Genomic DNA, 19,126 nt, shown 5'->3' with positions numbered 1-19,126 from the left:
TTCAGGACGGGATGTGTTGAGCTTTGTGCGTTAAAGAAACGGGATCAGTCAATGGCTGATCCCGTTTTTATTTTGGGCATTATTGTGGGTTGTTGCTGGTCAACTCACTGCCGCTGGCTTTTTGTTTCATAAAACCGCGCACGCGCCCCAGCAAATAACTTTGATGGTCTTGTTCCACCATCTTGGGTTGAGTGTCGATCAAGTGTTGTTGGTAATCGGCTAACTTTTTGCGCATAGCTATGGCGCGGTGCAATTCGCGCGCGTCGTGTTGCTCGGCATTGTCTGGCGCAAAAAAGATATCCATCACCGGTAATTGCGCCGCACTAAAAATAGCTTCCAACTCGGTTTTGCTGATCGGCTCTTGTTGCTGCAGGTTGGTGATTACCAAGGCTTGCAGTGGGCCATCTACTACGCTGGCATCGCGTTTATTCTCTTTGACTTGTGGCAGTAAGTTTTGCAGGACTTGATGGGCAGAACTGTTGTCTGTTAATACCACTACATTAAATCGCCCTTTCTCTTTGAGAAAGCCAAATGCCGCCTCGACATAGGTTGCGATCAGAACTTCCCGCGCAACACTGGAGGAGGCAGCACTCGACGAGCCGGGTGCGCTGCTGGATGCGGCGGCTACCGCTTCTTCTTGAGCGGCAGTTTCGTCTGCAGGTGCGGCATCTTCTGTGTTGTCCTCAGTTTCACCGCTTGCGCTAGATGCTGATGCGCTAAATGACGACGAACTTGGTCGCGCCGGAATTGGGGCTGGATACTTATGCGGCAAGCTAATCGCCAGTGTCTCCCAGCCGTAGCGGGGCAGATTGGCGCGCAGGTTTTCCAGCATGGGCGGCCAGAATTGCGGGTTTTCGGCGGCGTGAAACAGAATCAGTACACCCAGCGTCTTTTTGGCCTCGGTAGGGCGATAGAGCGCGAGGATTTTCCCGTGTTCTGTGTCCAGCCATTGGGCTTCATCTTTGATCTCATCGGCAAATAAACTTTTGTTGCGCATGGTGCGGGATGGATAAAGCGGCGCCTCGGAGGATTTGCTGCTGGAGCTGGCTGCGCTGCTCGCTGCCGATGATTCTGCGTTTTCTTCCGGCTCTTGCGCAGTGCTTATCAGTGGCAAGAGGCAAAGTAGCAGCGCGCCGCACAGCAAGCCTGCAGGGGTTTTGATCGATCTTGTTGGCCATAAGCCGACTGCTAGCATGGTTCAGTCCTGGGGGTGGGTTTTGGTGGCAAACCTTATCACGTAGAATGCGCGCTGCCATTTATCCATATCGGGACATTTATGCAGAACTTTAAGCGAGATTACCAAATAGCGCCCTCAATTCTCTCGGCTGACTTTGCGCGCTTGGGCGCAGAAGTGGATGCAGTGCTCGCCGCGGGTGCCGATATCATCCATTTTGATGTGATGGATAACCATTATGTGCCCAATCTCACCGTAGGTCCTATGGTGTGTAAAGCCCTGCGCAAATACGGTGTGACCGCGCCAATTGATGTGCACCTGATGGTTGAGCCGGTGGATGATTTGATCGTGCAATTTGCTGACGCTGGCGCTACCTACATCACCTTTCACCCGGAGGCCTCGCGCCATGTGGATCGCTCCCTGCAGCTGATTAAAGATAAGGGCTGCAAAGCTGGATTGGTGCTCACACCCGCCAGCTCCCTCGACCATATCAAATACGTGATGGGCAAGTTGGATATGTTGCTGTTGATGTCGGTCAACCCGGGTTTTGGCGGTCAGGCATTTATCCCTTATGTACTCGACAAGTTACGTGAAGCGCGCGCCCTGATCGATGCCAGCGGCTTTCCGATTCGCTTGGAAGTTGATGGTGGTGTTGGCTTGGCGAATATCCGCGAAGTAGCAGAGGCGGGGGCAGATACCTTTGTCGCGGGCTCGGCGATTTTTAATGCGCCGGATTATGCAGCGGTTATCGCCCAAATGCGCGAGCAGTTAGCACTGGTTTAATCTGCTGTGAATTTGCAGGTATTGGCAGTGGTTTGAGGGTAGGCATCGGCAATTTATTTAAGTACACTTACTCTCACTTAAACAGGAATCATCCTCGTGAAACACGCAGCCTACACAACAGAGTGCGCTACCCGCCTTGCCGCCCGATGGCGTCGCTAGTTCATCCCGCTTGGTCAAAATCCGTCGCGATTTTGCGCTGAGCCTGCCTTTCCCTGTTTGCGCATCGGAATTGGTTAGTGGTTTTGCCATTAATTCTTTTCCATTAATTGTGCTGCGCAAATACAATACTGAAAAAGATAAAAGCTTGCCCCCTATCAGGTGAGCGTAAAGGTAATGTCATGACTTCCGACCCGTTTATCGATCAAACCAAGTTTGCCCAATTAGCCGCGCAAGGTTACAACCGTATTCCTGTTATGCGCGAAGTGCTGGCTGATTTGGATACGCCGTTGTCCTCTTATCTCAAACTGGCTGCTGGCTCTTACTCCTATTTATTTGAATCCGTACAAGGCGGCGAAAAATGGGGGCGTTACTCCATGATCGGCCTGCCTGCACGCACTGTATTAAAAGCATTTGGCGATGAAATACAAATCGAGCGCGATGGCACAGTGGTGGAGACTCATACTTGCGCCGATGCCCTGAGCTTTGTAGAAGAGTTCAAGCAGCGTTATCGCGCACCTGAATTGCCTGGCTTGCCGCGTTTTACTGGCGGGTTGGTTGGCTACTTTGGTTATGACTGTGTGCGTTATGTCGAGCCACATTTAAAAGCCAGCACACCGAAAGATGTGATTGGTACACCGGATATTTTGCTCAGCGTATCCGACGAAGTACTGGTGTTTGACAACCTCGCCGGTAAATTAATTTTTGTGATTCACGCCAATCCAGATGTTGAAAATGCCTTTGCCAAAGCGAACGCTCGATTGGATGAATTGGAGCAAAAACTGCGCGGTGAAATTCCGGCAACGCCGAGTTTATCGCTAGGCAATAACGGTCACAATGAACCGCTATTTACCTCCAATTGCGGCGAAGAAAGCTTTCATCAGTATGTCGATAAAATCAAAGACTACATTCTGGCGGGCGATACCATGCAAGTGGTTGTCTCCCAGCGTTTATCGATTGATTTTACCCAGGAGCCGATCAATCTTTATCGCGCGCTGCGCAATTTAAATCCGTCGCCTTACATGTATTTTATGGATCTCGGCGATCACCATGTGGTCGGTTCCAGCCCGGAAATTCTCGCGCGCTTGGAAGATGGTGAAGTGACGGTGCGCCCAATCGCCGGAACTCGCCGTCGCGGTTATACACCGGAAGAAGATAAAGCGCTGGAGATTGAATTGGTTAATTACCCGAAAGAAATTGCCGAGCATTTAATGCTGATTGATTTGGGGCGCAATGATGTTGGCCGCGTGGCAAAAATCGGCAGTGTGAAACTGACCGATAAAATGGTGGTAGAGCGTTACTCCCATGTAATGCACATTACCTCCAACGTCACCGGTAAATTAAAAGATGACTTGCGCGCGATGGATGTATTGCGTGCAGCCCTGCCTGCCGGAACCTTAAGTGGTGCACCGAAAATCCGCGCGATGGAAATTATCGATGAGTTGGAGCCGGAAAAACGCGGTATCTATGGTGGTGCAGTAGGTTATATCGCCTGGAATGGCAATATGGATACTGCGATTGCGATTCGCACCGCAGTGATTAAAAACGGCAAACTTTATGTGCAGGCGGGTGCCGGTGTTGTTGCAGACTCTATTCCCGCGCTGGAGTGGAAAGAAACCATGAATAAAGCGCGCGCGATTTTTAAAGCCGTTGATATGGTGGGAGCTGCAGCAGTAAAAGGGGATGCAAAATGATTTTAATGATCGACAACTACGATTCGTTTACCTATAACCTGGTGCAATATTTTGGTGAGCTGGGTGCAGACATCAAAGTGGTGCGCAATGATGAAATCACCATCGAAGAAATTGCCGCACTTGCACCAGAAAAAATTGTGATTTCCCCTGGCCCTTGTACGCCGACGGAAGCTGGCGTATCGGTCGATACGATCAAAACCTTCGCCGGAAAAATTCCGTTGCTTGGTGTTTGTCTTGGTCACCAAAGCATTGGTCAGGCGTTGGGTGGCAAGGTAATTCGCGCACCCTTTGTGATGCACGGAAAAACCTCGCCGGTGTATCACAACAACAAAGGTGTATTCGCCGGATTAAACAATCCATTTCAGGCTACGCGTTATCACTCATTGGTCATTGAAAAAGAATCACTACCCGACTGCTTGGAAATAACGGCTTGGACGCAAAATGAAGATGGCAGCATGGCGGAAATCATGGGAGTAAAACATAAAACTCTCGCACTGGAAGGCGTGCAGTTTCACCCGGAGTCGATCCTGACGGAACACGGCCACGATATGTTGCGCAATTTTTTAACAACGTATTGATTTATAAAAGGTAAGGGCAATGGATATCAAACAAGCATTAACAAAATTGGTAGCACGTATCGACCTGACCACAGAAGAGATGATTGCGGTAATGCGTGTGGTGATGACAGGAGGTGCAACACCCGCGCAGATCGGTGGCTTTTTAGTGGCATTGCGCATGAAAGGTGAAACGCTGGATGAGATCAGTGGCGCCGCAATGGTGATGCGCGAACTAGCTACGCCGGTTGAGTTAGATGTTCCCTTTTTAGTGGACACCTGCGGTACGGGTGGCGATGGCGCCAACTTATTTAATATTTCTACGGCGAGTGCATTTGTTGTCGCCGCTGCCGGTGGTCGCGTTGCCAAACATGGCAATCGCTCTGTCTCCAGCTCAACCGGCAGTGCTGACGTGCTTGAGGCGGCGGGTATTAAATTGGATATCACCGCTGAACAAGTTGCCCGCTGTGTGCGTGAAATCGGTGTGGGTTTTATGTTTGCGCCAGCACATCACGCGGCGATGCGCCACGCGATTGGCCCGCGTAAAGAATTAGGGATGCGCACCATTTTTAATATGCTTGGCCCTATGACCAATCCCGCAAAAGTTAAACGCCAAGTGATAGGTGTGTTCAATGGCGATTTGTGTAAACCAATGGCCGAAGTGCTGGCGCGTTTGGGCAGTGAGCATGTCATGGTGGTTCATGCCAAAGATGGTTTGGATGAAATCAGCTTGTCGAGTGAAACCCAGGTTGCTGAGTTAAAAGATGGTGAGATTCGTGAGTACATCATTAAACCGGAAGACTTTGGTATGCAATCCAAAAGTCTGATTGGTTTAAGTGTGAGCAATGCTGAGGATTCTCTTTTGCTGATTCGCGATGCGTTAGGAAATCGCCGTGGGCAATACGCCGAAAAAGCAGCTGATATTATCGCGCTTAACGCCGGCGCTGCAATTTACGTGAGCGGTGTTGCCAGCACCTTGTCCGATGGTGTTGAAATGGCGCGCGATGCTATCGGCAGCAGTCTTGCGGGCGAAAAAATCCGCGAGCTGGCAGCCTTCACCCAATATTTGCAATAATTTTTGTAAACCGTTTTTGGAATTGATCCATGTCTGATACACCAACAGTATTGCGTAAAATTATTGCGCGTAAATGGGAAGAAATTGCCGAGCGTAAAACACAGGTTTCGCTGGAGGAATTAAAACAACGCGCTGCAGCACAAGCACCGGCGCGCGGTTTTGTTGCGGCGATTGAAAACAAAATCGCACAAGGCAAATCGGGTGTGATAGCTGAAATTAAAAAGGCATCACCGAGTAAGGGCGTGATTCGCGAACACTTTGTGCCAGCTGAATTGGCGCGCTCTTATGAGCAGGGCGGTGCAGCCTGTCTGTCGATCTTAACCGATGTGGATTTTTTCCAAGGTGCTGATGAATATCTACAGCAGGCGCGTGCCGCAGTGAATTTACCGGTGATCCGCAAGGATTTTCTGGTCGATGAATACCAAATTTACGAAGCGCGGGCGATGGGCGCCGATTGTGTATTACTGATCGTTGCTGCACTCACTGCTGAAAAATTAGTGGAGCTTAATACACTGGCGCAGGCTATTGGCTTGGACGTATTGGTGGAAGTGCACGATGAGGCCGAGTTGGATATAGCCTTGACCTTACCGAATAAATTAATCGGTATTAATAACCGCAACTTGCACACCTTTGAAGTAACCTTGGAAACCACCTATAAATTGCTGGATAAAATCGGCAGCGACCGCATTGTGGTCACTGAAAGCGGAATTCTCGCGCCCGCCGATGTGCAGGCTATGCGCAGTAAACATGTTAATGCGTTTTTGGTGGGCGAAGCGTTTATGCGCGCCGATGAACCTGGCGTTGCGCTTGCTGAGTTTTTCGCGCAGTAACTCTGGCGAAACTATTCAGTTTTATATTGAGGAGAAAAAACAAAGCCCGCGTAAAGCGGGCTTTGTTTTTTGCGCTAACGAAATCTATTAGCGGGTGCCGTACACTACCATGGTTTTGCCTTTTACCATCACCAAGCCTTGTTCTTCCAAAGTCTTGAGTACGCGGCCAACCATTTCGCGGGAGCAGCCAACAATTCGGCCGATTTCCTGGCGAGTGATTTTAATCTGCATTCCATCTGGGTGCGTCATGGCATCTGGTTCTTTGCAGAGTTCAAGTAAAGTACGTGCAACGCGGCCTGTCACATCAAGGAAGGCCAAGTCGCCAACCTTGCGTGTGGTGGCGCGCAAGCGACGCGCCATTTGGCTGCCGAGTGCAAACAAAAATTCAGGGTGCGATTCAGAGATCTCCTGAAATTTTGCATAACTGATTTCGGCAACTTCACATTCAGATTTTGCGCGCACCCAAGCGCTGCGCGAATCTTTCTCGTCAAACAAACCCATTTCACCAAAGAAGTCGCCATCATTTAAATAGGCAACAATCATTTCATGACCTTCATCGTCTTCAATCAAGACGGTAACCGAGCCTTTAACTATGTAATACAGAGAATCGCTTTTGTCGCCCGCATAAATAATGGTGCTTTTGGCTGGATAACGGCGGTGATGGCAGTGTATTAAAAATTCTTCCACATTCTTAATGTGCGGTGTGAGTGAGACAGCGACCAAGGTGTGGCTCCCTATTGATCAATAGTAATGGTTGGTGAATTTTTTATATGACTAATTCAGCTATGAAATTTATTATGACGACAAGGTCATCGCACTGCTATAGATATGCCATGACACACTGAAATTTTGTGATGCAGTTATAAGCCTAGACAATTCAATTGTCTATCAAAAGTGATTATTCAGGGATTAATTGTTGTTTTTCGCGACATTTTCGGTTTTTTGGCCTGCTGTGTTACCCTAGGCGACTTTTTATTGGCGCAATTTTTACAGCGGGTACGATTATGCAAGCAGTAGTGAAATGGGTGGATGGTGCGCAATTTTTAGGTGAGTCGGGCAGCGGCCATGCAGTATTGATGGATGGCCCACCAGATCATGGCGGTCGCAATACCGGTGTGCGCCCAATGGAAATGCTGTTGCTTGGCTTGGGTGGCTGTTCCTCATTTGATGTGATGAGCATTTTGACTAAAGCGCGCCAGCAGGTGACGGATTGCCGCTGTGAACTGGAAGCCGAGCGCGCGGAAGGCGTACCTTCGCCATTTACCAAAATCCATATGAAATTTTTGGTTACCGGTAAGGAATTAAAGGAAGCGCAGGTAAAACGTGCAGTGGAATTATCGGCGACCAAATATTGTTCAGCATCGATTATGTTGGAAGCCGGTGGAGTAGAAATCACTCACTCCTATGAAATTCGCGAAGCCTAGAATTTGTCTAGGTACCATATAAAAATACCCGCGAGTTGCGGGTATTTTTTTGCGCTGATACTCCAGGTTTAAATGCGATAGCTGGTGGTGGTCATCACTTTGGAGACCAGTGTCATCAGGCCTTTTACTGGTGTGGGAAAATTGTAACCGCCTGCACTCAACGCCATATCCGCATGGCGCGCTTCATCTTCCAGCATTTGTTCTACCACTGCGCGACTGCGTGCATCGCCTACCGGCAGTTGCGTTAGATGATCTTGCAGATGCTTGCAGACCTGATCTTCGGTTGCCGCAACAAAGCCCAAACTGACTTTGTCGCTTACCAAACCCGCGCCCGCGCCAATTGCAAATGAAAGCCCGTACCATACCGGGTTCAAATAACTGGTGTGGCTACCCAGGGCATCAATACGCTCCTGACACCAGACCAAGTGATCAACTTCCTCTTCGGCGGCTTTTTCCATCTCGGCACGGACAACAGGTAATTTGGCAGTTAAAGCCTGACCCTGGTAGAGCGCTTGGGCGCACACTTCTCCGGTGTGATTAACCCGCATCAAGGCGGCGGCTTGTTTGCGCTCGGCCTCGCTGAGGTCGGCTTCACTTAATGGGCGGGCGGGCGATGGGCGCTCGCTGGTCATATCGCTACCGGCTGCCAGCGTGCGCAAGGCGCGGTCGGCATTGATGATAAATGTGTCGATCAGGCTTAAGTGTCTGTTGGGCATAGAGGTTCCCCCTTGGGCGATAGGCTATTTAAACAGAAATCTGGCAGCCACTTAACCCTATTTTACTTGTATGCAAACAAAACCCTATTTATAGTCATAAAAACAATAACCATTTTGTTGCAAGTCTGCTGGGGAAATTCCTTATGTTTTTGGTTCGATCTTTACTGTTGATAATTGTCGGCAGCGGTTCTGCTCTGTGTTTTTCCCAGCAAGCGGCGCCAATAACTCCAATGCCGGTTTATCAGGATTTGTCGCGCAGTTTTGAAGTGCGCGCAGCGGATTTGGTTGCGCGTATGACATTGGAAGAAAAAGTCAGCCAAATGCTCAATGATGCCCCCGCGATTCCGCGCTCGGGCATTCCCAAATACGAATGGTGGAATGAAGCCCTGCATGGTGTGGCGCGCGCGGGCGATGCAACTGTATTCCCCCAGGCGATTGGATTGGCAGCAACCTTTGACCCTGAATTGGTGGGCCGGGTCGCGCGAGTGATCAGTGACGAAGGCCGTGCAAAACATCACGAGTTTGTGAGGCGCGATCAGCGGCTGCGCTATCAAGGGCTGACGTTTTGGTCGCCCAACATCAATATTTTTCGCGATCCGCGCTGGGGGCGCGGTCAGGAAACCTATGGTGAAGATCCTTTTCTCACTAGTCGGATGGGCGTTGAGTTTGTAAAAGGCTTGCAGGGCGATTACGCCGATGCACCCACCCATAAATATCGCAAAACCGATGCAACCGCTAAACATTTTGCCGTGCATAGCGGCCCGGAGGCAGATCGCCACTATTTTGATGTGCATCCCAGTGAGCGCGATTTGTATGAGACCTATTTGCCCGCCTTCAAAGCCTTGGTGCAAGAGGCTAATGTCGCCTCGGTGATGGGGGCTTACAATCGCGTCAACGGTGAGTCGGCATCAGCGAGCCAGCGTTTACTAATTGATGTGTTGCGCAAAGATTGGGGCTTTAAGGGATACGTGGTGTCTGACTGCGATTCGATTGAAGATATTTTTTTGCATCACAAGATTGTAAAAACCGCAGAAGAGGCTGCCGCGCTCGGTGTTAAACAAGGCACTGAATTAAATTGTGGCAAAACTTATCAGGCATTAGTAAGCGCAGTAAACCAAGGTTTGATTACCGAGGCAGAGCTGGATGATTCGCTGCGTCGATTATTCCTGACTCGTTTCCGGCTGGGTATGTTTGATCCTGATCGCGATGTGCCCTGGGCGCAAATACCCTACGGGATCAATCAATCCGCTGAGCACGATCAGCTCGCGCGCAAAGCCGCACAGTCATCAATCGTATTATTAAAAAATAATGGCATTTTGCCGCTCAAAAAATCGTTGAAAAATATTGCCGTCATTGGACCCACGGCGGATGAAGTGATGTCGCTGCTGGGCAATTATTACGGTACCCCCGCGGCGCCCGTTACAATTTTGCAAGGTATACGCGCGGCTGTTTCACCTGACACCCAGATACGTTATGCACGCGGTGTGGATTTGGTGGAGGGCAGGGAAGATCCGCGCGCAGCGCCCGTCATCGAGCCAAGCTATTTGCGCCCCTCATCCAGCTCCACTGAGCAGGGGTTGCGCGGCGAATATTTTAATAATGCCGAACTCTCTGGAGCACCTTTATTGACGCGGATTGATTCGCGCATCGCCTTTCGTTGGGATCGCGGCGCACCCACTGATTCGCTGGTCGCGCGCGGTGAAATTGCTGCGGGCGCCGGTTTGCCCAGCGATAATTACAGTGTGCGCTGGACGGGGCAGCTCTTGCCGCCGGTATCGGGAAACTATGAATTAAATGTCAGTGCCAACGATGGTGTGCGCTTAAAAATCAATGGCAAAACCCTGATCGACTCGTGGGAGTTGGCCGAGCGGTTGCGTAGCCACAGTGCGTCGATTGAATTGGAGGCCGGCAAAGCCTATGACATCACGCTCGAATATTTTGAAGATATCCGCGATGCCGAAATTCGTTTGGGCTGGCGTTTACCTAATGCTCAGGCACCGTTTGATGAAGCCTTGGCAATTGCGCAAGATGCAGAGGTGATTATTTTTGTCGGTGGTTTAACGGGCGATGTTGAAGGCGAAGAAATGAAAGTGAATTATCCCGGTTTTGCCGGTGGTGATCGCACCGATATTCACTTGCCTGCGATCCAGCAAAAATTGTTGGAAGCCCTGCACAAAACCGGTAAACCCATTGTCATGGTGTTGACCGGTGGCGCCGCTATGGCGATTGATTGGGCTGATAAAAATCTACCAGCTATTGTGATGGGGTGGTATCCCGGTCAGCGCGGCGGCAATGCGATGGCCGATGTATTGTTCGGCGATGTAAATCCCGCAGGTCGTTTGCCGGTGACGTTTTATAAGGCCGATGAAAAATTGCCCGCATTTGATGATTATTCCATGCGCAACCGCACCTATCGCTATTTTACCGGTGAAGCGCTTTATCCCTTTGGTTATGGTTTGTCCTACACCCGCTTTAACTATTCCAAGTTGGTCGTGAATCAAAAAGCCTTCACTCCAGCGCAAACCATCAAGGTGCGCATGCAGCTAAAAAATATCGGTAAGTACGCAGGCGACGAGGTGGTGCAGATGTATATCAAGCCAGTTGAACCTTTGCGTTCACGTGCACTAAAAGAGTTGCGTGCAGTGCAGCGTGTGCATTTGCAAAAAGGCGAGCAGCGAGAAATCAGTTTTACCCTTATCCCTAATAAGGACGTGCTAATTTACGATGAGCAGAAAAAAGCCTATGCCGTAGATCCTGGTCGTTATGAAATCCAGATCGGTGCATCCAGCAGTGATATTCGTTTGCGTCAGATAATTGATATCCGCGAGCCTTAAGCGATAGAAAACAGGCTCTACAAAAAACTATTGCAAGGATGCAATCCGCACTTCATGCTTGCTTCGCCACTATAATTATTCGTCCGGCTGAAAGGAGACACGCGTGCAAGATGTTAACGAAATAAAACTGCTGTTGGATTCCCGCATCCCTCTGTTGGTGATAGAAACCTTCGAAGAAAAAAAAGCACTGGATGTACTGCTCAAAGTTGCCAATAAACAAGGTAAGGATTTGCACCGTTGGTCGATAACCGAAGGCCTTACACGCTTGAATTTTGGCCCGCAATTAGTGCCCAAAGGCAGCGAGCTAAATGATCCTGAAGAAATGCTGCGGCACATTAAACAGCAACAGCAGCCGGCGATGTTTGCTCTCTGTGATCTCCATCCCTTCCTTACCGATCAACCGCAGGTTGTGCGTTTGTTAAAAGATATTGCGCTCAATCATTTTGCGGTGCCGCACACATTGGTTCTGCTCAGCTACCAATTACGTCTACCGCTAGAGCTGACACGCTACAGCGCCGCTTACACACTCGCCTTGCCCGATGACGATAAGATTATGGAAATCATTCGTGAAGAGGCAAAAGATTGGTCGGAGCGCAACGGCAATGCACGAGTTAAAACCGATAATCTCACCTTGAAAAAAGTGGTGAATAATTTACAAGGCATGAGTGTGAGCGATGTGCATCGTTTGGTGCGTTCGGCGATTTGGAATGATGGTGCGCTCAATGAAGATGATTTACCGCGCATCAACAAAGCTAAATTTGCGCTGCTGGATATGGAAGGTGTTATCAGCTTTGAGCAGCAGACAGAAGATTTTTCCAATGTGGGTGGTTTGCACAATTTAAAACGCTGGCTGTTAACACGTCGCGATGCATTTAACAATGACGATTCCAAACTGGATCGCCCCAAAGGCATATTATTGCTGGGGGTGCAGGGCGGTGGTAAAAGCCTTGCGGCCAAAGCGGTGGCCGGTTTGTGGGGTTTGCCGCTGATGCGAATGGATGTGGGTGCGCTCTATAATAAATTCCACGGCGAAACTGAGCGCAATTTGCGTGAGGCATTAAAGCTAGCTGATGCTATGTCGCCCTGTGTGTTGTGGCTCGATGAAATTGAAAAAGGTATGGCGCAAGATGGCAACGACAACGGCGTCTCACAGCGTTTGCTCGGCACCTTATTAACCTGGATGGCAGAGCGGCGCACACGGGTATTTATTGTCGCCACCAGTAATGATATTGCGCGTCTGCCGCCGGAATTGATCCGTAAAGGCCGCTTGGATGAAATCTTTTTTGTCGATTTGCCTGAATCAGCGGTGCGCAAAGATATTTTTTCCATCCATCTGCGCAAACGCAACTGTGTTGTGGGCGATTTTAATCTTGAACAACTGGCTGCAGCGACCGAAGGGTTTTCCGGTTCGGAAATTGAGCAGGCGATAATCGCTGCCCTCTATTCCGCAGGTGCAGAGGGTAAAGTACTTGCGACAGATATTTTATTGAATGAAATTGCAGCAACCAGCCCGCTCTCAGTCGTTATGTCCGAACAAATTGCGAGCTTGCGTTTGTGGGCGCAAGATCGGACTATTCCGGCGTAATCTTAATAATTTCTGGTATGTAAATGATTGATACTAAGGATAATGGCGCAATGATTTGTGATGGTTGGCTGCAATGGGCGACACATTGCCCATCGCCCAATTTTAATTTGCGCCCGGATGATAGCGAGATCAGCTTGCTAATTATCCACAATATCAGCTTGCCGCCCGGTGACTTTGGCGGTGGTTATGTGCAGGATTTTTTCCAAAATAAACTGGAAGCAAGCTTGCACCCCTATTTTGAAACTATCGCTGAACTCAAGGTTTCTGCCCACTTATTCATCGAACGTGACGGTAACGTCACACAATTTGTCCCGTTTGATGCGCGCGCCTGGCATGCGGGCAGCTCCAGTTTCGGCGGGGTTGCCGACTGCAATAATTACAGCATCGGCATTGAATTGGAGGGCGCAGATGATATCCCTTACAGCGATGCGCAATACGCTGCGCTGGAGAAAGTTTCTCGCCAGTTGCTGCTGACTTATCCTAAACTAACACCTGAGCGTATTGCCGGTCACTCAGATGTGGCGCCCGGGCGTAAAACTGACCCCGGCCCCGCCTTTGATTGGGCGCGTTACCGCGCTTCTCTCGGCTAATGTTTCGGCTAATGCCATTTTCTCTATTGACTGAAGAGTGATTAAACAAAATGATTTTTCTCAGTTTGGTTGTTGTACTCGCTATCGTCTATTGGCTCGGTTCGGCCAGTGTTCTGCAATATGATGGCTGGTTCAAATGGCTTATCAATCGCCTGCAAAAAATTCCTGGTCTCTCTGCTTCAGCAATACCGCCGCTGTTATTAGCGCTATTAATCCCGCTAGTGGTTTTGGTGTTTATATTTTTGTTAATTGATCAATTGGCCGGTAAGCAGTGGTTGTTTTTTCTTTATGTACCTGTGCTGCTCTACAGCTTGGGGCGCGGCAATATTCTTGCCGATGCGCAGGAATATATTGCACTGGCTACGCGCGGCGACAATGTGGCGGCAGTGCAATTGCTCGATCGTTTGCGCGCCGGGCACTCGTTTGATGCAGCTGATGTTGACTCTGCCGATTGGCGCAGCCTGCATACTGAGGCGTTAAAAGTGTTTGCTTATCGCGGATTTGAGCGCACGTTTGCGGTGCTCTTCTGGTTTTTTATCGCTGGGCCTTTTGGTGCCTTGTTGTACCGCCTAAGTGTGTTGTACCGCGATTTTTCACCAGCGGGCAGCGATGCATATGCCACCGCCAGTAAGTGGTTGTGGCTGTTAGAGTTGCCGTCAGTGCGTTTGATGGGAATTACCTGGGCGCTGGTAGGGAATTTTGAAACTTGCCCACTGCGTAAAAACTTATTAGATACCCAAAGCTCATCCGACTATGTGCTAAACGAATGTTTGCGCGGTGCATTAGGTGCGCCAACAGACTGTTCGCAAGCAGCCATGGCACAAATGGAGCCAGTTGCAAAAGCCGAAGCGGAAGAGGAAATGGAAGAGGAAACTCAAGATATTATCGAGGATCTGACGGGTGATGTGATCACTACTCACACTGAGCCTGCCTATTCATTTGCTTTGGTAAAATCGAGCTTGCCGCTGTATTCTCGCTCTTTATTGTTCTGGATCTGTGCGATTGCATTTGCAACGCTGATTGTTTAATTACTGCCGATTTAATCGGAGTTTATAGTGTTTGAAAGAGGTTAGTTATGCCATCGTTTGATGTGGTTTCAGAGGTTGATAAACACGCGCTTACCAACGCAGTTGATCAGGCGGGGAAAGTTATCGTCAGCCGTTATGATTTCAAGGGTGTAGATGCCAAGTTTGAGCGTAAAGAGTATGAAATTACCATTACGGCCGATAATGAATATCAACTTGACGCGATGCTGGATTCGTTAAGAAGCGCGATGCACAAAAACGGTATAGGTGTTTCTTGTTTGGATGTTAAGCCTGTTAAAACGGCGGGTAAACAAGTCAAGCGGGATATTCTGGTGCGCACCGGTGTGGAAACTGAGCTGGCGAAAAAAATCGTACGCATGGTGAAAGATGCCAAACTAAAAGTTCAGGCATCTATTCAGGGCGATCAAGTGCGGATTACCGGTAAGAAGCGCGATGATTTGCAAGAGGCAATTGCCATGTTGCGTACCGCCGAAGGAATCGATTTGCCATTGCAGTTTGAAAACTTTAGGGATTAATGGTTTTTAATCTTCTATCTTTTTTTGCTGCTTGAGTAACTTATTGTTATCGCGCAAAAAGCCGCTGGATATTATTATCCAGCGGCTTTTTTCATTGTGCTGTATTTGAGTGTTGTGTGCTGCCTTGAATGCGGCTCCAAATCCACATTAACAATAGCAAAGTGGGCACAACAGAAATGGTGCTCAGAATAAAAAACGTGGAATAACTAGAGGCTTCCACTATGTAGCCAGACAAGCCGCCTATAAATTTCCCGGGCAAATGTGCGAGTGAAACAAGCAGTGCATATTGAGTTGCGGTGAAATTGCGATTGGTGAGGCTGGACATAAACGCGACCAGTACTACTCCGGCAAAACCTTGCGATAAATTATCGGCGCTGATGGTTGCAAAAAATGCCCATTGTTCCGAGGGGTGGATCGCCATTAATAAATAAACCAGGTTAGAAATTGCAACGGCAATTGCGGCAATTACCAGCATAGGCTTGATATTAAACGCCGCCACACACACACCGCCTAAAAACGCGCCCGCAATGCCAATCCATACTCCGTAGACTTTGGATACAGTTGCAATATCGGCTTTGGTAAAGCCGGAATCCAAATAAAATGGCCCGGCTAATACTCCGATCATTTGATCGGGCAGTTTAAATAGTCCAACAAAGGCCAACAAGGCAAGTGCGAGCAATACGCCATTGCGCGAAAAAAACTCCTGAAAAGGTTTTATAAATGCATCGCGCAAATGAATTTCGCGCACAATTAATTTTTGTGCGGCAGGCTCTTTGGATAACAGCCCTGCCACTAATGGCAATAAAATACATGCTGCCATGATTAAATAGGCAATGGTCCAGCCTGTTAACTCTGCTAAATACAGTGCGATTGCGCCCGATATAATCAGCCCAAAGCGATAACCCAAAATATAGGTCGCCGCCAGTGCGGCTTGCGCTTCAACGGGTGCAACCTCAATGCGGTAGGCATCCACCACTATATCTTGCGTGGCTCCTGCAAATGCCGCTAGCCCAGCTAACAACACAAATAACCACAATGATTCCGGGCCGATTACGGCCATGCCTGCAAGTGCGCTAATGAGCAGCAATTGTGACAGCGCCAACCAACCTTTTCGGCGACCTAAAAACGGCAGTGGATAGCGATCTATTAGCGGCGCCCACGAAAATTTCAGCACGTAAAAAAAGCTGGCGTAACTGATTAGGCCAATCACACTTAAGGCAACGCCTGTGTCGCGCAACCAGGTGGAGAGCGTAACGCCAACCAATAAAAAAGGCAGGCCAGAACCAAAACCCAAAAACAACATCGTGAGTGCAGAGGGAGTAGCAAACGCGCGTTTGATACCGCGCCAGCCTTTAAAATTATTATTGTCGGTTGAGCTGGGTGTAGATGAGTTCATAAAAACCGTATGGGTGTTAGTTGGGTGTGAGCGTAGTGTAACCGTAAATACGCAGATTAATTTTGTTGTTGGTAAAAGTTACGCCTTCAGCCTCCAGCCGTTTTTTTTGTTCCTGATAAGCACTGGAATTTTCTGGTAACGAAATTTTTCCCTGCGCGTTAATGACTCTGTGCCAAGGCAAATCAGTTTGCTCGGGTAGCCCGCACAACACAGTGCCGGCCAAACGTGCTGCACCGGGCAACCCTGCCAGTGCGGCGAGCTGGCCATAGGTAATTACTTTTCCCGCCGGGATAGACATTAACGCCAGATAAAATGCTTCGCGGTTAGCGGTAGGGTTGTTCATAAGGGTTAACTTACTTGAAGCGATGAATTGTATATTGTTTGCGCGATTTGCGTGCGCAGCCATCATTATCGACGCTGGATTTACGTCACTAAACTCAAGGTAACTTAAATTAACATTATTAACACTTTTGGCGTTGCAGCGCTGGGCTGTGCTCACTTTAATGGCTATTAGACTTCTGATAAACCATTCCTGCTCATATTTCCGCTAAAAAGGTTAGTTGTGAAAAAAATCCTATCGCTGTGTTGTTTGCTGTTGTTATGGCTCAGTGCAACTGCTGTGGCTGGCGTTGTGGAGTTGTTAAATGGCGATCGTCTGGAGGGGGAGCTGGTTAGTATCGATGACGACTATTTACTCTGGCGCTCCAAAAATTTTGGCGAGCAAAATATCAAGAAGACGAATATTAAAAACATTCAGACGGATGTTGCGCTGAAAATCAATGGCAATAATGTGCCTTGCAAGTTGGAGCCAATGGATGCTGAATATTTACGCTATCGCTGCGCTGAATCTGATCGTGTAAAACGCGCTTCACTGCTGCGCATCAAAACCCTTATGCCCTATGAGGATTTTAAAAAGGGCGCCTATGTGCACCACGGGCGTCTCAACTTGTGGGGCGCCTATTCGCGCGGTAATGAGGTGCGCGATGAGTGGAATGCACAGGGTGAAATCACGGTGCGGCGCAATGATTTTCGCCATGTGGCGGGCGGTGAATTTGCGCGCGCTTCGTGGAATTTTTCTGCGCCACAGGAGCGCTGGAATCTACATTATTCGCTCGATTGGTTTTTGGGGGAGCATTGGTTTTGGTACAACAGCCTGTTAGCGGGCGCAGATCCCCAACGCGGTATGCGCTCCTATGAGCGCCTTGGCTCAGGGGCGGGGTATCAATTTTTTGAAAACAAAACCATGACTTTATCGCTTAAAACCGGTTTGGCGTTACACGATGAGTCATACCAGCTGCCGGATGGATTGGTGGGCGATTATGCGCTGGAAGATGACTTTGTCGCGCTGGGAGCGGCGCTGGATTTTCGCTATAACTTGCCTTGGGGCGTAGGCTTTTTTCACAACAATGAAATGCTGCAATCAACTGAGGACGAGCCGAATGTGCAGCTGAAAACATCGACTGGACTGAGTTCGATGATCCTGAAGCGTATTTATTCTGAATTCAAAGTTGATTATTGGCTGGATAAAGATCCGCAGCCGACACGCCAGAGCAAAGATACACGTATGTCGCTGGGCATAAGTTACAAGTGGTAAACTGCCATCCTCACTATTTTGGATGCCGATAATGCGCCTGCCTATTCTCCCGCTGTTGTTATTACCTTTCCTTGAACTCTGGTTGATGATTGTAATCGGCGGCGAAACAGGGGCACTGGCGGTTATTGTCTGGCTGGTGGCGATGATTTTTCTCGGTATCAACTTGCTGCGCTATTTGGGTGCGTCGAGCATGTTGCGTGCGGCACAAAATGTTCGTAGCGGCGGCGAGTTGCCCGCGCAAGCGCTGGCAGACGGGCTGTTTAAAGCCGTGGGCGCGGTGCTGTTAATCATTCCGGGTTTTATCAGTGATGTACTAGCATTGCTGTGTTTTATCCCACTGGTACGCCGCTTAATGCTTAAGCGTTGGCTGGCAAAGATGGCGGCTAATAATAGTCAGGCCTTTCACTCCTTTAGCACTGGTGGATTTACCCGCTCAACCGGCAATGTTTATGAGCATCAAGGAGCTGCGAATGTTGAACCTGAATCAGATGGGACAGGCATACTTATTGACCAGAAGCCCGAATCCACCTCGTCTACTGAGCGTAAAAACGACTAAATCGCTGCCTAAACAAGAATTTTCACCTCCTTCCGTTGAAATCCCCAAACCTAACCCCAGATAGGTGTCACCGCATTTAGGTTGCCGTATTACAGGGAGCACCTGAGCTCATCCCTGTAGAGCGGCCGCTTTAATGGCAGCCTTGAAAATTGTCAGCTTGAAAATTTTTTAGCTTGAAACTTTTTTGGTTGTCCCTATATGTCACACGCGGAGCCCGTACTCTTGCTATCGCACTGCTGTGGGCAAGAGTCAGGTTCCAAGCTCGTTAAACTTGTTTTGTTAGGAGACAAAGTTCCATGAAAATTCGTCCGTTGCATGATCGCGTTGTTGTTCGTCGCAAAGAAGAAGAAACCAAAACCGCTGGCGGTATCATCCTGTCCGGTGCAGCGAAAGAGAAACCCAACCAAGGTGAAGTGCTGGCTGTAGGTAATGGCCGTGTACTGGCAAGCGGTGAGCTGCGTCCTTTGGATGTAAAAGTGGGTGATGTCGTAGTGTTTGGCAAATATGCAGGCAGCGATACCATCACTATTGATGGCGAAGAGCTGGTGATCCTGAGCGAGTCCGATATCAAAGCGGTTCTGGTGTAATCCGACTGCCTTAAGAA

The 19,126-nt window shown here is 49.0% G+C and carries 19 protein-coding genes; 14 read left to right on the top strand and 5 right to left on the bottom strand.

The genetic code is table 11. The annotated features are described in order from the left end of the window. Positions 1-79 precede the first annotated feature (79 nt). Positions 80-1,195 carry a DUF3530 family protein gene (locus tag AWU77_RS17175; protein ID WP_062066258.1) on the bottom strand — a complete coding sequence of 372 codons (1,116 nt, stop codon included), beginning with the start codon at positions 1,193-1,195 and terminating at the stop codon, positions 80-82. An 81-nt stretch (positions 1,196-1,276) separates the two neighbouring features. Here AWU77_RS17175 and rpe point away from each other — a divergent pair, with 81 nt between their 5' ends. The 5 genes from rpe to trpC all read left to right on the top strand — a co-directional run bounded on the left by rpe (position 1,277) and on the right by trpC (position 6,266). Next, positions 1,277-1,957 carry a ribulose-phosphate 3-epimerase gene (gene rpe / locus AWU77_RS17170; protein WP_062066865.1) on the top strand — a complete coding sequence of 227 codons (681 nt, stop codon included), beginning with the start codon at positions 1,277-1,279 and terminating at the stop codon, positions 1,955-1,957. A 338-nt stretch (positions 1,958-2,295) separates the two neighbouring features. Continuing rightward, entirely contained in the window at positions 2,296-3,807 is a 1,512-nt protein-coding gene (gene trpE / locus AWU77_RS17160; protein WP_062066252.1) for an anthranilate synthase component I, read from the top strand. Next, positions 3,804-4,385 (top strand): aminodeoxychorismate/anthranilate synthase component II, encoded by a 582-nt coding sequence (locus AWU77_RS17155; RefSeq protein ID WP_062066249.1) that lies wholly within the window; start codon positions 3,804-3,806, stop codon positions 4,383-4,385. The genes trpE and AWU77_RS17155 overlap by 4 nt, the downstream gene beginning before the upstream one ends. 19 nt (positions 4,386-4,404) lie before the next feature. Further along, positions 4,405-5,436: an anthranilate phosphoribosyltransferase gene (trpD, locus tag AWU77_RS17150; RefSeq protein WP_062066246.1), complete on the top strand. Its 1,032-nt coding sequence runs from the start codon at positions 4,405-4,407 to the stop codon at positions 5,434-5,436. A gap of 29 nt (positions 5,437-5,465) precedes the next feature. Continuing rightward, the gene (gene trpC, locus AWU77_RS17145; protein WP_062066244.1) at positions 5,466-6,266 is read left to right on the top strand and encodes an indole-3-glycerol phosphate synthase TrpC; all 801 of its coding nucleotides are present in this window, start codon (positions 5,466-5,468) and stop codon (positions 6,264-6,266) included. Positions 6,267-6,353: 87 nt separating this feature from the next. Here trpC and crp read toward each other — a convergent pair whose 3' ends face one another. Continuing rightward, positions 6,354-6,989: a cAMP-activated global transcriptional regulator CRP gene (gene crp / locus AWU77_RS17140; protein ID WP_062066239.1), complete on the bottom strand. Its 636-nt coding sequence runs from the start codon at positions 6,987-6,989 to the stop codon at positions 6,354-6,356. Between the two features lie 281 nt (positions 6,990-7,270). Here crp and AWU77_RS17135 point away from each other — a divergent pair, with 281 nt between their 5' ends. Beyond that, a complete protein-coding gene (locus tag AWU77_RS17135; RefSeq protein WP_062066237.1) occupies positions 7,271-7,690 on the top strand; it encodes an OsmC family protein in 420 nt (139 codons plus the stop codon). 68 nt (positions 7,691-7,758) lie between these two features. Here the strand turns inward: AWU77_RS17135 and coq7 are convergent, their stop codons facing one another. Continuing rightward, a complete protein-coding gene (coq7, locus tag AWU77_RS17130; protein WP_062066234.1) occupies positions 7,759-8,406 on the bottom strand; it encodes a 2-polyprenyl-3-methyl-6-methoxy-1,4-benzoquinone monooxygenase in 648 nt (215 codons plus the stop codon). A 143-nt stretch (positions 8,407-8,549) separates the two neighbouring features. Here coq7 and AWU77_RS17125 point away from each other — a divergent pair, with 143 nt between their 5' ends. The 5 genes from AWU77_RS17125 to AWU77_RS17105 all read left to right on the top strand — a co-directional run bounded on the left by AWU77_RS17125 (position 8,550) and on the right by AWU77_RS17105 (position 14,976). After that, positions 8,550-11,240 carry a glycoside hydrolase family 3 protein gene (locus tag AWU77_RS17125; RefSeq protein WP_084618527.1) on the top strand — a complete coding sequence of 897 codons (2,691 nt, stop codon included), beginning with the start codon at positions 8,550-8,552 and terminating at the stop codon, positions 11,238-11,240. A 103-nt stretch (positions 11,241-11,343) separates the two neighbouring features. Next, positions 11,344-12,825: an AAA family ATPase gene (locus tag AWU77_RS17120; protein ID WP_062066231.1), complete on the top strand. Its 1,482-nt coding sequence runs from the start codon at positions 11,344-11,346 to the stop codon at positions 12,823-12,825. Between the two features lie 23 nt (positions 12,826-12,848). Then, positions 12,849-13,415, top strand: coding sequence for a 1,6-anhydro-N-acetylmuramyl-L-alanine amidase AmpD (gene ampD, locus AWU77_RS17115; RefSeq protein ID WP_255353656.1), 567 nt, complete (start codon positions 12,849-12,851; stop codon positions 13,413-13,415). A gap of 50 nt (positions 13,416-13,465) precedes the next feature. Then, on the top strand, positions 13,466-14,443 hold the full coding sequence (gene ampE, locus AWU77_RS17110) for a regulatory signaling modulator protein AmpE (protein ID WP_062066227.1): 978 nt from the start codon (positions 13,466-13,468) through the stop codon (positions 14,441-14,443). Positions 14,444-14,490: 47 nt separating this feature from the next. After that, positions 14,491-14,976 carry a YajQ family cyclic di-GMP-binding protein gene (locus AWU77_RS17105; RefSeq protein ID WP_062066224.1) on the top strand — a complete coding sequence of 162 codons (486 nt, stop codon included), beginning with the start codon at positions 14,491-14,493 and terminating at the stop codon, positions 14,974-14,976. A gap of 91 nt (positions 14,977-15,067) precedes the next feature. On the opposite strand, the gene AWU77_RS17100 is transcribed toward AWU77_RS17105, so the two are convergent. Both AWU77_RS17100 and AWU77_RS17095 read right to left on the bottom strand, forming a co-directional pair. Then, on the bottom strand, positions 15,068-16,372 hold the full coding sequence (locus AWU77_RS17100; RefSeq protein ID WP_062066221.1) for an MFS transporter: 1,305 nt from the start codon (positions 16,370-16,372) through the stop codon (positions 15,068-15,070). Positions 16,373-16,388: 16 nt separating this feature from the next. Continuing rightward, on the bottom strand, positions 16,389-16,715 hold the full coding sequence (locus AWU77_RS17095) for an MGMT family protein (protein WP_062066856.1): 327 nt from the start codon (positions 16,713-16,715) through the stop codon (positions 16,389-16,391). 219 nt (positions 16,716-16,934) lie between these two features. On the opposite strand from AWU77_RS17095, the gene AWU77_RS17090 reads away from it, so the two are divergent. The 3 genes from AWU77_RS17090 (at position 16,935) to AWU77_RS17080 (ending at position 19,109) form a co-directional block, all read left to right on the top strand. Continuing rightward, entirely contained in the window at positions 16,935-17,966 is a 1,032-nt protein-coding gene (locus AWU77_RS17090) for a DUF481 domain-containing protein (protein WP_062066218.1), read from the top strand. Positions 17,967-17,997: 31 nt separating this feature from the next. Continuing rightward, positions 17,998-18,522, top strand: a complete 525-nt coding sequence (locus AWU77_RS17085; protein ID WP_062066215.1) for an FxsA family protein — start codon at positions 17,998-18,000, stop codon at positions 18,520-18,522. A gap of 296 nt (positions 18,523-18,818) precedes the next feature. Continuing rightward, positions 18,819-19,109, top strand: a complete 291-nt coding sequence (locus AWU77_RS17080; RefSeq protein WP_049630449.1) for a co-chaperone GroES — start codon at positions 18,819-18,821, stop codon at positions 19,107-19,109. The last annotated feature ends 17 nt before the right edge of the window (positions 19,110-19,126 follow it).

The organism is Cellvibrio sp. OA-2007, assembly GCF_000953825.1.
Lineage (GTDB): Bacteria > Pseudomonadota > Gammaproteobacteria > Pseudomonadales > Cellvibrionaceae > Cellvibrio.
This window is presented reverse-complemented; position numbering and strand designations above follow the sequence as displayed.